Origin of the sequence: Flavobacterium chungbukense, assembly GCF_020805785.1 — a bacterium.
Taxonomy (GTDB): Bacteria; Bacteroidota; Bacteroidia; order Flavobacteriales; family Flavobacteriaceae; genus Flavobacterium; species Flavobacterium chungbukense.
Window position 1 is genome coordinate 787,082 of sequence record NZ_JAJGZV010000002.1, and the last position, 13,779, is coordinate 800,860.

Genomic DNA, 13,779 nt, shown 5'->3' on the forward strand with positions numbered 1-13,779 from the left:
ACACCTCCACCAGAAACATTACTTCCACCAAATCCACCGTAATTACTTCCTGAAAAACTCGAATCAAATGGATTACTATTAAGAGCCGTACCTCCTCCTCAGCCACCAAAACCATAGTTTCCTTGACCTCCAGAGCCAATAGTACCTCCTCCGCCAGAGCCACCAATAATTTCTCTCATTCCATCTCTCTTCAACATTCCTTTAATGTCGCTAAATTTAATTTTCTTAATTGTTTTCATGATAAAAGGTTTTATTAGTAAGTAAAAACATTAAATAAATATTTAATTAACCCTATTTAATGTGTTAAATTTTAAAATTGATTATAATTGTTTATATTTTATGGATTTAGCGTAAAGACCTAATCTTATTCTTCCAAAAATTAGTTCTTCAAATTCTTTAAAATTATTTTTTAATTCTTTTGTGTCGAAATAATTTTTAAGCTCTTCTATTAGTTCCCCAACTGTTTTCCTCCTTTTTAAAATGCCTAGAATAAGTAAATCAAGTGAATCAACATATACTAATGAAAATCTATTTTGATCACATTCTGGGATTATAAGAGTAGAAAAATTTGTTTCAGACTCTTCTAAAACAACAATTTCGCCCTCATCTTTGACTTTTTGCTTTTCGATAAAAGAACTCCAATTGTATCTGCTTTCAATTATACGGTAATCTTCATCACTTACTAATACTTTAGAATAAACCTCTTCACTGTTTTCGAACAAACTTTGAAAATAAGAATTCCCCTTACAATCTCTCGCGTACAAATAATCTTTAGAAAAAAGCACAAAATCTTTTTTTACTATGCTATTAATTTTTGAATTAAATATTTCAAAATCTATAAACTGATTTTTATTTAACTTAAAATCTCCTAATTCTTTTTTGAGATTTCTTTTAAAATCAAAATTCAACAACTTAGCAGATGATTCTTTTTTATTTTTCAAATCACTATTTATTAGTTTTTTATATCTCTGCAACAGATAATTTTCAGTAGTATTTTCTATTTTATAACAGTCTTTGTAAAGAGGTAATTTATTTGTTTTAAATAAATCTATTATCCGATAATAGTATTGTGGATAATCCTGCCGAAGCCTGTCAGCCATTTGTTTACAAACAAAATCATTACGCTTATAGCTTCCTAATAAATGTAAATAGTCCTTTTCGTATGGAACTTTTCCAAAATCTCCAAAACCTCTATATTGATTATCTCCAATTGTATCTGGCAATAAGACCTTAACTTTTTTATTATGTTTTTTTGCTAGACAATAAAAAAGGTATTGCTCAAAAAATATATTGAAGTTCGAAACATTTATTCTGGAAAGATGCAATATATTTTTAGCAACAAAATCAAATGCCTTTTCTGTATATTCCTTAAAAAAAGAAATATCATTCCCTCCAAATATTCCAGCATTATAAGCTAAAATTGGCTTTTTAGTTTTTCTTTCATTAAGAATTTCATCTGGAAAATAGTTTAATGAAGATTCCAACGAAATCATTATATTTTCATAATAATCCGTTGCTGCTTCCATATTTTGAGCTATCAAACCGCCCTGCAATAGAGAATCTTCAAATTCTTTCCAAATAAAAACATCTCCATCAACATGTAAAAATGGCTCTTCTTGTTGTGAATATGATAATATCTTAGGTAATGCCCAAAGTTGTGGATGATAAATATTTAAGGAGTCCAGATTGCATATTACTTCGCTATAAGGCAGTTTTAAAGTATCAACTAGCATTTTAGCAGAAACACTATCACAATAAAGGATTAATTCTGGATAATATTTTTTTAATTGCAAACAGCTCAATGTCCAAGCCATTAAGTTATATTCAGGAGAGAGCCAGCCTAGACTTGTAGTCAACAAACTTGGCTTATTACATGTCCACGCGCTTTGAATTATTCTCATCCTTCTGCCAATTATATATCGCAATACTAAAAATATATTGTTTAGCAAAAAACCACAATAAGACAAAAGAATAACAAAATAAGGTTTACTATCTTAACATATTTAAGGCTTCGGATATTGCTTCTTAATATTTCGAATCAATTCTTCCAAACCATTTAATTTCAATTCATAAATAAGCTGTAATTGTTGCCCTAATTCACCTTTTGGAAATCCTTTATTATGATACCAGACCACATAATATTCAGGTAAATCAATTAAATATTTTCCTTCGTATTTCCCGAAAGGCATTTTGGTGTGCGCTAATTTGATGAGCTGTTTTTTGTCTTGATCCATAGTTTTCTTGCAGAAGAAAGAAGCAAGATGAAAGACTTCGTAGATTTTCTGCTTATTTCATTTCACGCAAAACTACTATTTATTTTTTCTTTTGCCATAGATTAAAAAATAGTTTTCAGTCGCAGTCGCAGTTTACAGTTAAAACAAAATCGAACATAAAACTAAAACTTAGCAAGCTTATTATTTATTTGCCACAGATTAAAAGGATTCTCACAGATTATTAAAACAAAGATTAGAAAACTTAGAACCTCAGAATCTTAGTCCCGAAGTCTCGGGATAGCATCTTTAAAAAAAGAAGCAAGAAAAAAGAACTTATTTTCGTTCCCTCTTCCTGCTTCAAAAATATCATTTAAGACTTATTACTAATTTCTAAAAACACTAAGAAAACTTAGCATCTCAGAACCTTAGCATCTTAGTAGTGCCATCTCACAAAAGCTTCCATCGCTGCATAAGTTGCTAAACCTAATTGGTGATATAAAGCTGCTGTTTCACGATTTCTGTCTTCTGCTCTCTGCCAGAACTCTCTTGCGTCTGTTCCTTGAAAAACAACTCCGTCTTTTTGAGACTGGTGTTTGAAGATTCCGTGACGTTTTGCTAAAACTTGATCTGGACTCATTGGAACAGCCATTTCAACTTCGTCAATTCCCCATTCTTGCCAAGCTCCACGGTATAACCATAACCAGCAGTCGTTCATAAATTCTTTTGGTTTTAAAACCTTAACAGCTTCAAAAATTGCATCCAAACAAACTTTGTGAGTTCCGTGCGGATCTGCTAAATCTCCAGCGGCATAAATTTGGTGTGGTTTAATTTTTTCAATTAAATCAACTGTCAACTGAACATCTTCTGCTCCAATTGGCTTTTTCTCAATTGTTCCAGTTTCGTAGAATGGTAATTCCATAAAGTGAATCTGAGAATCTGGAAGACCAACAAAATGACTTGTAGCTCTCGCCTCTCCTTTTCTAATTAAACCTTTAATATAACGAACTTCTGGGATATCAATTTCGCTGTTCTTTTTGTTTTGCAAGAATGCTTCCGCCTTTTTGTAAATATCATCTGCTTGCTCGCTTTTGATTCCGAATTTTTCGTTGTAATCAATTACGAATCTTGCAAAACGAAGTGCTTCATCATCAGCAACTGCAATATTCCCAGATGTTTGGTATGCAACGTGTACTTCATGACCTTGCTCTTGCAAACGCATGAAAGTTCCTCCCATACTAATAATATCGTCATCAGGATGCGGACTGAAGATCAATACACGTTTTTTAGCTGGTTCTGCTCTTTCAGGGCGATTTGAATCATCTGCATTTGGTTTTCCACCTGGCCAACCTGTAATTGTATTTTGTAATTTATTGAAAATCTTAATATTGGTATCGTAAGCTGGACCTGAATCTGCTAACAAATCACTCATACCGTTTTCGATATAATCTGCATCGGTAAGCATTAAAATTGGTTTTTTAAGATCTAATGCCAATCCTAAAACCGCTTTACGAGTTAATTTGTCTGTCCAAACAATTTTTTCAACCAACCAAGGCTTGTTGATTCTAGTTAATTTTGAAGAAGCCTCTTTATCTAAGATAAAAACAGCATTATTATGTTCTTGCAAGAAAGAAGCAGGAACACGATTTGTAACTTCATCTTCAACAGATTTTTTCACAATATTCGCTTTTCCTTCACCCCACGCCAATAAGATTACTCTTTTAGCTTCCATAATTTTCTTAACTCCAAGCGTAATAGCAGTTCTTGGCGTATTATTTAAACCATAGAAATCTTTACTTGCCGCAACTCTTGTAATATGATCTAACGCTACTAAACGAGTTTTAGAGTTTTGAAGCGAACCAGATTCGTTAAAACCAATATGTCCATTACCACCAATTCCAAGAACCTGTAAATCGATTCCGCCTAAAGCTTCAATTTTAGCTTCATATTCATGGCAATAATCTGCAATTTGTTCTTTTGTTAAAAGTCCGTCCGGAACATGAGCGTTTTCAGGTAAAATATCGACATGATCAAACAAAAGTTCTTTCATGAAACGAACATAACTGTTGATTGAATTTGGTTCCATTGGATAATATTCATCCAAATTAAAACTAATTACATTTTTAAAACTCAAACCTTCTTCTTTATGAAGACGCACTAATTCAGCATATAATCCTTTTGGAGAAGAACCGGTCGCTAAACCTAAAATACATGGTTTTCCTTCTTTTTGCTTTTCTTTTATAAGAGTCGCAATTTCCTGGGCAACTTCTTTAGAAGCATCCGTTGAGTTTTCAAAAACAACTGTGTTGATGTTTTCGAATCGTTTTTCGAAACCTGTTGCTTTGTCGATTTTACTTTTTAACATGATATATTAATTTTTTATTTTTTTCTCTTTTTAGATTACCATTTTCTGTATTTATGTCCCTTTATAGCATAAAAAAGAATCATTATATAAGAAGGCAATAACATTAAATACGCGATTTGATTACCACTTTTAGATACATTTTGCATATTTTTTGCAACGATATCTGCATTTATACTTTCCGTAAGCATTCCATAAAACAATGGAAAAACAGCACCACCTATAATTCCCATAATCAAAATAGCACTTCCAATCTTTGTATAGCCACCTAAATCCTGTAACGCCATTGGCCAGATCGCCGGCCAGCATAATGCATTTGCCAATCCTAAAAGCGCTACCAAAAATATTACCAAAGGAATATCTGGAGTTCCAGGAACTGCGATCATAATTTTTGGAGAAATCAAAACAATTGCCAGAACTAAAATTATTCCTAATACTCCAGAAACTTTTAAAGCCTTAACCTGAGAAACATATTTAGGTATTAAAACGATTCCAAGAACATATCCAATTACCATTGCCGACATTGTAAACGAAGTTAGTTTTAGATAAAAATTTCCATCTTCACCATAAACACCTAACTGTTTTCCGAAAGCACCAATCGAATCTCCTGCTAAAACTTCAGCAGATAAATACAGCATTAAAGTAATTACTCCCAAAACTAATTGAGGGTATCTAAAAGCATTTTTAATCTGCTTAAAAACACTTAAATTAGATACATTTCCTTCTTCATCCAAATCAATTTCTGGCAAAGGAGAAAATTTAACCATTAAAGCTAAAACAGTAATAATCAACCCCATATAAAGATACGGTGTTTGCAATTGCAAAGCAAGAGAATTTAACGCCGCATTTTTTGCAGCCGCATCCATCAAGGCAATCTTTTCTGCCGTAAAGTCTTGCATATTAGACAAAACCAATACAGTCAATACAATCGGTGCTACAAATCCAGCTAGTTTATTTGCGATTCCTAAAACACTGATTCTTGCTGCCGCACTTTCTCTTGGACCAATTACTACAACATATGGATTGGAAGCAGTCTGCAAAACAGCTAAACCAGTTCCCATTATAAATAAAGCGATTAAAAACAGTAAAAAAGTTCGACTAGAGGCAGCCGGATAAAACATAAAAGCACCTGCAGCGATAATTAATAACCCAAGTGAAATTCCGTTTTTATATCCCACTTTTTCAATAATATAAGAAGAAGGAATTGCCATTACGAAATAAGCAATGTAAAATGCAAAAGTTACAAAATACGCTTGAGAAGATGTAAGTTCGCAAGCTAATTCGAAAAACGGAATTAGTGGCCCGTTAAGCCAGGTTACAAATCCCAGAATAAAAAACAATAATGTTAAAATGACCATCGGAACAATGGCACTCTTTTTTTCTACCTGTAATGTACTTTGAATGTTTGTCATAATTTTTGGTTGATTGGTTATAGATTTATTTAATTCAAAATCTAAATTAGAATCAACTCTCACATTATTGATTGCGTAATTTATGCAAATATCTGCATTTTTTTTGCAAAACAAAAGTACTACATTAAATTTCCTTAATTTCTAATTTAGATATGAAAGTTTTGTTAATTTTTGCTATTCCAGTTTAAATCAGGGTAATATTTTGCCAAATATGTTTTTACATCAGCAATATCTTCTTTAGCAGTTAAGTCTGGAACATGCTCAGAAAACGGAATTCCGACAGTAGTTTGCGGATTTTCTTTAACAGAGTTTAAAAGTACCGTAGGCAATTCCTTTTCATCACGCTCCGGATGAACTGGACAATTTTCAAGATGTTTATATAAAGTCTTTCCATTAAACTTAAAAGCATTCATACTTACTCTTATTTTTCCTTCCGTGTCTTTATATTGGTCTAAAACCTCTTCTGAAGGTTTTTCTAAAATATCCAAAAGCTGATTGTTCTCATCTAATTTTGCAATTGCAAAACGAGAAATACGCTCCAGCGGAAAATCCATTGCATCCCGATCATAACTAATAAAAGCGTTCGGACTTTCAGTTTCTCTCAAGGCAAGCAAAGCTTCTGCTGAATACAAATTATCACTATTACAAACCGAGTAAAACTGCGAATTCAATTCTGGATATTGTTCTACCGCCTGAAATAAGGCATCGGCTGTTCCAAAAGGCTTTATTCTTCCCTCTGGAATATATTGTACCGCAAATGAAATATTCAATCCATGAAAGTTGTTGTTTTTCATTTCATTTCCGTAAAACTCCTTAAACAAATCACCTTGTTCTCCTATAATAATATAGATGTTTTTATATCCTGCTTTTTTGGCATTCCACAAAAGATAATCCAAAAGAGGCCTTCCGCTTGCGCCTACACCAATTAAACCTTTACTTCTTTCATTAGCCTGCGCAATTTCTTCTGGAGATAAATTATCTAAAACCGCTTCTTTTTTCATACGAGAAGAAGCTCCGCCGGCTAGAATTACTAAATTTTCGTGCATTTTATTTAAATTTCAATATTATCAATAATTCGTACTCCTGGATCTACATTTACCACATAAGCTTCTTCTGCCCCTGCATTTAAAATGGCTTTTATAACAGCATCTTCTTTTTGAGGATCAGCAATAACGACAATACTTCCTCCTCCGCCAGAGCCCACAATTTTTGCCCCATATGCCCCTGCTTTTAAAGCAGCATTAATCATTTGGTCAATTCTTGGAACTGTTATTTTAAGAAGATCACGCAAAACTTCATGATGACTATTCATCAAAGCGCCAATTTTCTGAAGGTCTAAAACTGGCTTTTCAAATTCTTTTAATGCTTCTTTAGTATAATGGTAGTTTTTTATTGCTGCCTCAAAGTAGGCAATCAGACGATCCGGAAGACAATTTCGGTAACGATCTAAATCTTCAATTTTTGAAGCATTTAAATCAAAATCTGGATAGTTTTGTTTTACAATATCAATAGCCAATAATGCATTACCTTTTAATTCGCCTATTAATCCTATAGTTTCTTTAGGAACTCCGGAAACTCCTGTTATCAAGCCTTTTAGTTCCGTTCCAATTACATCAAAAGAAAAAGGCTTTTTGGTATTAATATGAACAATATTTCCAACACCAATGCTAAAATGGTCCATCATTCCGCCTGGTTCTCCATGTTCCAAAACTTCCGATTCGTATCCTAGTTTAGAAAGAAAATCTGGTGTCACTTCATGATCAATTCCAAAGGCTTCTATCAAAAAACGAATCCAAGCCATTAATAAAGCCGAAGAACTTGATGTTCCAGAATTTATTGGGATATCTCCAGTAATTGTTATCGTATAGCCAGTATTTGGTTTACATCCATAGCGACGTAAAACACGTAATGCCGAAGCGAAATAATCTCGTGCTTCTAATTTATCGAATGTGGCATGAATATCTATAATCCTAATTTCATCAATATCAATCATATTCAAAACAAATGTTTCGGACAGATTTTCTTTTGCTATTAATTTAATATTTCGATCTATGGCGCAAGCTATAACAGGAAGTCCTAAGTAATCTTGATGATCTCCAAAAAGACAGGTTCTCCCTGGCGCTGAAGCTGTAATTTTCCTCATTTAAAAACAAGATATTATAATACTGAAAAACAATGTTTTAAAGTATATTTTGATTAGTAAATTTACTTTGATTTTGGGTTTTGATTGTACGAAACTATAGATTATATTTTGATAAAACAAATAAAACAATAAAAAATGTGCTCGAACACACTTAAAAATGTTCTCGAGCACATTTTTAAAATTCCTCCAAAGTATATTCCGAAAAATTAAATGTAATTTATATATTTGCTTATATGGATAAAAAATATACTATTAAAGACATTGCGCAAATGGCCGGAGTTTCTAAAGGAACTGTCGACAGGGTTTTGCATAATAGAGGAAAAGTTTCTCCTGCTGCGCTGGAAAAAATTAATGAGGTCTTAAATGTTATAGATTATGAACCGAATTTAATTGCTAGAAATTTAAAAAATACTAAAATCTATAAAATCTGTGTTCTACTGCCAGATCCAGAAATAGATTCTTATTGGCTTCCTTGTGTTAATGGTATACAAGATGCTGTAAAAGAATTTAAACCTTACAGTGTCAATATCACGATTCAATATTTTAATCCAGAGAGTAAAAAATCATTTGTAAGTGCAAACAACGCTGTTTTAAATCTTGAACCAGATGCAGTATTAATTGCGCCAGTATTTCATAAAGAAACCATCGAAGCAGTTAAAGTTTATGAGGAGTCAAATGTTATTGTCAATACTTTCAATAATCAAATCGAATCAAATGCTGTAAAATGTTTTGTCGGCCAGGATCTTTACAAAAGTGGCCGAGTTGCAGCAAGTTTAATGAACTTAATTTTATCTGAAGGTCAAATTGCTATTGTTCATATAGACGAAAGTTTGAAGAATGCGGTTCATATGCAGGAAAAAGAAAAAGGTTTTAGAAGTTATTTTGAAGAAAAAAAACTCAACTCTTTTTTGCTTACCACATTAAAACTGAAGCATCCGAATGTTGAAAGCAAGTTTTTAAATTTCTTAGAAGAAAATCCAGATTTAAAAGGTATTTTCATTACAACTTCAAAAGCTTATCAAATTGCAACAACACTTTCAGGTTTAAAAGACAAAAAGATAGCTTTGATTGGTTACGATTTAATCGAAAAAAATGTCAATTACTTAAACGAAGGATTACTGCATTTTTTAATTCATCAAAACCAAAAAAGACAGGCTTATTTAGGCGTAAGCACATTAGCAGAACATTTCCTGTACAGCAAAGAAATTCCTGAAACCATTTTACTGCCAATTGATATTATTAATGTTGAAAATGCAGATTTCTATATCTACTAAATTTTCTTCTTTATCATTTAATCTTCAAGAATAAATTTTCCAAAAGAAGATGCGATATGAAAATTAGGTTCTTCTGTTTTAGGATTAACCCATGAAATCCATGTTGGTTCGTATTCTAGATTTTCATTCTCTGAAAATTTAGCTCGATATACTCCAGCTTGTATAACATTATCTTGAATTAAACCTAGTTCTCTTAACGAAACCAAACTGATTTTTCCTTGAACGGTAAATGAATTGGGATTTTTAAAAGAATAAATTTCTAAATGTCCTTTTGGCCATTTCCAATCGTAATCAAAATTCCAATTAGGATAAGCTTCAAAATCTAAAATACGTGCGTCGACGTCCATTTCCAGACAATAATACGGACTTAGTTTTTCGTCTTTTCTAAAAAAAAGCTCTACACGATCCGAATTACAAATGCTGTCTGTAGAATTGTCTTTGCGGTCTATGTAAATTTCCGAATCAAAAACCTGAAAATTAAAATACAAATAATCCAAATTCCATCTTGCTCTAAATTCAATTTTTGAAAATGATTCTGTTTTCCAAGGCGAAATAAAATCTTTTAGGCAATTTGCTTTCTCCCAAAAAAGAGGGTCTAATTTTTCAATTTGTACTTCTTCATTTTGTTTAACGAAATTGACTTTGTAGGCTTTTAAATCTGAACTCATTTTTTGTTTTACTTTAATTTTTCAAAATCAAAAATCATGTTTTAAAACTCGTGTTTTTAAACTTTCAAAAAAACACACTTTCTTACTCTTTTAAAAATGCTAATATAAAACAAACTTTTTGTAAAAACTTGATCTCATCTTTTTTTACTTCAATAGCAAAAAATATAGAGAAAGAAAAAACTTACAGATTTTAATTTTAAAAATACTTAATTAATTCTTAGCATTATAAATCAACAATTGCGAAATTCTTAGTAAAAAACTAATGCGCTTTATATTCTTTAAAAAATAAAACTACCCGCTAAGAATCCGATTAAATCTGACAACTGTCCTTTTTACATTTTATTTTAGAATATCATCAACTTTTTGCATGAAAAAAAATCACTAACACAATTTTATGTGCTCGAGAACATAAATTCTGTGTGTTCGAGCACATTTTTTGTGTTTTTTCTTGTTTTATAATTTTTTAATCTATAGTTTCGTCGAACAATTAAAATTTTGACAACAAAATCTGCATTCATTTTCGATCATTTTTAGCTAAAAAAAAGAGTGCATAAACATCAACAAAACCAAAATTTTAATCTGTAGAAAAGAAAAATCGACTAAACAAAAAACTCAATTATTAACCAAAACCTAACCAGAGTATGAAAAAAGTATTCGCTAAAAAGTCTAGTACTTTTAGAATGCATTCAGTACTTGAAAAAAGCTTAAAAACGGCATTATTTTCATTGTTGTCTTTAAGTATTCAAGCAGCGACTGCAGCACCAATTAGTGAAATCGATTCAAACAAAACCAGTTTATTGGCATTTCAAAAAATTGTAAAAGGGAAAGTTGTAGACGAAAAAGGAACTCCGATCCCTGGAGTTAATGTTGTTATTAAAGGAAGCAAGACTGGCGTTCAAACTGATATGGATGGTAGTTTTACTATCGAAGTTCCAAACGCCTCAACAATTTTAGTGTTTTCATTTCTAGGAATGCAGGAACAGGAAGTTGCAGCAGGAAATTCTTCTTTAAAAGTTACAATGAAAGAAGCTGGACAACAGATGGACGAAGTAGTCGTTGTTGGATACAGCAAAGTTAAAAAGGAAAGTTTAACAGGATCACTTCAAACTTTAGACAACAAAAAAATTGTAGATATTACTACTCCTGCTGTAGAAAACATGCTGGCAGGAAAAGCTACAGGTGTTTTTGTAAACACAGGCGGCGGACAGCCTGGTTCTGTCGGAAAAATTATTATTCGCGGTAGAACAACTGTAAACGGAAGCACAGATCCTTTATGGGTTATTGATGGTGTTATTGTTGGAAATAGCTCTGGAAATATGAATCCAGCAGATATTGAAACACTTACTGTTCTTAAAGATGCCGCTTCTACAGCTGTTTACGGTTCCCAAGGTGCAAACGGAGTTATCGTTGTAACTACTAAAAGCGGTAAGAAAGGAAAACCAACTATTAGTTTTTCTGCAAGAACGGCAATGACAACAATCAACAACGGAAATTTTGATATTATGAATGGTGCAGAGTTATATGACTTGTATGATTCTTTTGCTAATAAAGAAGATTTCGAAAATGTTTGGTGGTGGACTCCAGAATTGAGAAACAAAAATTACGATTGGTGGGACAACGGAAGTAAAACTGGAATTGCAAACGACTACAATTTATCGATTAGCGGAGGTGGTGACAACTTTAAAAGCTATGTTTCTCTTGGATATTACGATGAAACTGGTGCTATAAAAGGTTACGAATATAAAAAATACAATGGTTTAATGAAGTTTGAGTACAAACCAAATACTTGGTTTACGTTACGTCCTCAAATAAACTTAACTAAAGAAACGACATTTGACCAACAGCATTCTGTAGGCGCTTTGTACGGAAACATGCCTTGGGACAGTCCTTATTTAGAGGATGGAACTTTGGTTGGAAATGCACCAAATCCGACTTGGGTAAATACAACAGGATCTAATTATTTGTATGATTTGCAGTGGAATTACGGTGAATCTGAAAGTTATACGGTTCGTGCCAACATGGATTTTGATATCAAATTTACAAATTGGCTGACTTATGCTTCTGTAAACAATTACATTTTCGGAAACTACAATTCAACTTACTATTCAGACCCTAGATCTTCATCTGGTGAAGCAGTTAAAGGAAGAATTGAGGATTATTTCAGCACTTACAACAGAGTATACAGTAACCAGCTTTTAAGATTCAATACTACTTTAGACAAACACAGCATCAATGCTGTTGCAGGTTATGAATGGAATGAATACAATTCTAAATATAGCAACGGAGTTGCAACTGGAATTCCGCCAGGAATCGTTGTTGCAGATGCTGCGGCAGTTCCAGAAAAAGTGGCAGGAGGAAGATCGCAATGGGCAGTTCAATCACTATTATCAAATATCAATTATTCTTATGACGATCGTTACTTAGCACAAGTTTCTTTCCGTCGTGACGGAGCATCAAACTTTGGAAAGAATGCACAATATGGAAATTTCTTTTCTGTAAGTGGTGGTTGGAATATTCATAAAGAAAGCTTTTTCCATGCCGATTTCATTAATAATCTGAAATTGAAAGCAAGTTATGGTTCGGTCGGAAATAGACCAAACAGCTTATACCCTCACCTTCCATTATATTCTTTTTCACAAAGTTATAATGAAAATCCTGGAGCTTTAATTTCACAATTAGCAAATCCAGATTTAAGCTGGGAAAAAACATATACAGGCGATATTGGTTTGGATATCGGATTATTTAATCGCGTAAATATTACTTTAGATTATTACAATAAAAATACTTCTGATCTTTTATACAGAGTGCCTCTTCCGGGTGTAATTGGTGTAACGAGTATTTGGAGAAACGTTGGAGCAGTAAACAACAGAGGTTTTGAAGCATCGATAAATGTAGACATCATTAAAAATGATAATTTAAAATGGTCTGTTGATGCGAACATCGGTACCAACAAAAATAAAGTAACGAGTCTTTACGGCGGTAAAACTCAGATTATTGTTGGAGACGGAAGCGGTATCGCAGGTTCTGCATCAAAACTGCTTACTCCAGGAATGGATGTTGACAGCTGGTATTTAACAGAATGGGCGGGTGTAGATCCAGAAAATGGAAAACCGCAATGGTTTACAACAGATGCAAACGGAGCTCGTGTTAAAACCTACGACTATGCAGCAGCTTCTAAAAACCAAAAAGTTATAGGAGCTTATACACCTGACTTTTTTGGAGGTTTTTCTACCAATTTAAATTATAAGAATTTCGATTTTGCAGCTATTTTCAGTTATTCTGTAGGCGGAGAAATTTACAACTATGCTCGAGCAGAATTTGATTCGGATGGAGCTTACACAGACCGCAATCAAATGAATTTACATAGCGGCTGGAGCCGTTGGGAAAAACCTGGAGATATTGCTACGCATCCGCAAGCGATTTACAACAATCCAAGTAACTCCAACAAAGCTTCTTCTCGTTTCTTAGAAACAGGAACTTATCTTAAAATGAGAAGTATAACTCTTGGTTACAATATGCCGATTGAAAGTCTTAATATTTCAAATTTAAGACTCTACATTGCTGGAGAAAATTTATTTACGATTACACATTATTCTGGAGTTGATCCTGAGATCCCGCCAATTAACGGTGCTATTTCTGGTGTTGCTACACAGGTTTATCCTTCAACAAGAAAAGTGGTATTAGGACTTAACTTAACTCTTTAAAAACAA

The 13,779-nt window shown here is 32.8% G+C and carries 10 protein-coding genes; 2 read left to right on the forward strand and 8 right to left on the reverse strand.

The features are described 5' to 3' along the window. Nucleotides 1-98: 98 nt before the first annotated feature. The 7 genes from LL966_RS08725 to LL966_RS08755 all read right to left on the reverse strand — a co-directional run bounded on the left by LL966_RS08725 (nucleotide 99) and on the right by LL966_RS08755 (nucleotide 8,127). Nucleotides 99-239 carry a hypothetical protein gene (locus tag LL966_RS08725; RefSeq protein WP_229352477.1) on the reverse strand — a complete coding sequence of 47 codons (141 nt, stop codon included), beginning with the start codon at nucleotides 237-239 and terminating at the stop codon, nucleotides 99-101. Between the two features lie 81 nt (nucleotides 240-320). After that, nucleotides 321-1,901, reverse strand: a complete 1,581-nt coding sequence (locus tag LL966_RS08730; RefSeq protein WP_229352478.1) for a DUF6734 family protein — start codon at nucleotides 1,899-1,901, stop codon at nucleotides 321-323. Between the two features lie 102 nt (nucleotides 1,902-2,003). Next, nucleotides 2,004-2,234 (reverse strand): DUF3820 family protein, encoded by a 231-nt coding sequence (locus LL966_RS08735; RefSeq protein WP_008462478.1) that lies wholly within the window; start codon nucleotides 2,232-2,234, stop codon nucleotides 2,004-2,006. Between the two features lie 412 nt (nucleotides 2,235-2,646). Beyond that, complete coding sequence (gene nagB / locus LL966_RS08740) at nucleotides 2,647-4,575, reverse strand: glucosamine-6-phosphate deaminase (RefSeq protein WP_229352479.1); 1,929 nt, start codon at nucleotides 4,573-4,575, stop codon at nucleotides 2,647-2,649. 35 nt (nucleotides 4,576-4,610) lie between these two features. After that, nucleotides 4,611-5,984, reverse strand: a complete 1,374-nt coding sequence (locus tag LL966_RS08745; RefSeq protein ID WP_229352480.1) for a sugar MFS transporter — start codon at nucleotides 5,982-5,984, stop codon at nucleotides 4,611-4,613. 164 nt (nucleotides 5,985-6,148) lie between these two features. After that, on the reverse strand, nucleotides 6,149-7,030 hold the full coding sequence (locus tag LL966_RS08750) for a sugar phosphate nucleotidyltransferase (RefSeq protein ID WP_229352481.1): 882 nt from the start codon (nucleotides 7,028-7,030) through the stop codon (nucleotides 6,149-6,151). Nucleotides 7,031-7,035: 5 nt separating this feature from the next. After that, entirely contained in the window at nucleotides 7,036-8,127 is a 1,092-nt protein-coding gene (locus LL966_RS08755; RefSeq protein WP_229352483.1) for a mevalonate kinase family protein, read from the reverse strand. Between the two features lie 233 nt (nucleotides 8,128-8,360). Between LL966_RS08755 and LL966_RS08760 the strand changes: the two genes are divergently transcribed. Continuing rightward, nucleotides 8,361-9,401 (forward strand): LacI family DNA-binding transcriptional regulator, encoded by a 1,041-nt coding sequence (locus LL966_RS08760; protein ID WP_229352484.1) that lies wholly within the window; start codon nucleotides 8,361-8,363, stop codon nucleotides 9,399-9,401. A 17-nt stretch (nucleotides 9,402-9,418) separates the two neighbouring features. Here LL966_RS08760 and LL966_RS08765 read toward each other — a convergent pair whose 3' ends face one another. Continuing rightward, entirely contained in the window at nucleotides 9,419-10,069 is a 651-nt protein-coding gene (locus LL966_RS08765; RefSeq protein ID WP_229352485.1) for a CBM9 family sugar-binding protein, read from the reverse strand. A 641-nt stretch (nucleotides 10,070-10,710) separates the two neighbouring features. Here LL966_RS08765 and LL966_RS08770 point away from each other — a divergent pair. Beyond that, nucleotides 10,711-13,773, forward strand: coding sequence for a SusC/RagA family TonB-linked outer membrane protein (locus tag LL966_RS08770; RefSeq protein ID WP_229352486.1), 3,063 nt, complete (start codon nucleotides 10,711-10,713; stop codon nucleotides 13,771-13,773). Nucleotides 13,774-13,779 lie beyond the last annotated feature (6 nt).

Bases quoted from the DNA above. Each gene is read 5' to 3' on its own strand.
- LL966_RS08725 (WP_229352477.1), bottom strand. From the start codon at position 239: ATGAAAACAATTAAGAAAATTAAATTTAGCGACATTAAAGGAATGTTG.
- LL966_RS08730 (WP_229352478.1), bottom strand. From the start codon at position 1,901: ATGAGAATAATTCAAAGCGCGTGGACATGTAATAAGCCAAGTTTGTTG.
- LL966_RS08735 (WP_008462478.1), bottom strand. From the start codon at position 2,234: ATGGATCAAGACAAAAAACAGCTCATCAAATTAGCGCACACCAAAATG.
- nagB (WP_229352479.1), bottom strand. From the start codon at position 4,575: ATGTTAAAAAGTAAAATCGACAAAGCAACAGGTTTCGAAAAACGATTC.
- LL966_RS08745 (WP_229352480.1), bottom strand. From the start codon at position 5,984: ATGACAAACATTCAAAGTACATTACAGGTAGAAAAAAAGAGTGCCATT.
- LL966_RS08750 (WP_229352481.1), bottom strand. From the start codon at position 7,030: ATGCACGAAAATTTAGTAATTCTAGCCGGCGGAGCTTCTTCTCGTATG.
- LL966_RS08755 (WP_229352483.1), bottom strand. From the start codon at position 8,127: ATGAGGAAAATTACAGCTTCAGCGCCAGGGAGAACCTGTCTTTTTGGA.
- LL966_RS08760 (WP_229352484.1), top strand. From the start codon at position 8,361: ATGGATAAAAAATATACTATTAAAGACATTGCGCAAATGGCCGGAGTT.
- LL966_RS08765 (WP_229352485.1), bottom strand. From the start codon at position 10,069: ATGAGTTCAGATTTAAAAGCCTACAAAGTCAATTTCGTTAAACAAAAT.
- LL966_RS08770 (WP_229352486.1), top strand. From the start codon at position 10,711: ATGAAAAAAGTATTCGCTAAAAAGTCTAGTACTTTTAGAATGCATTCA.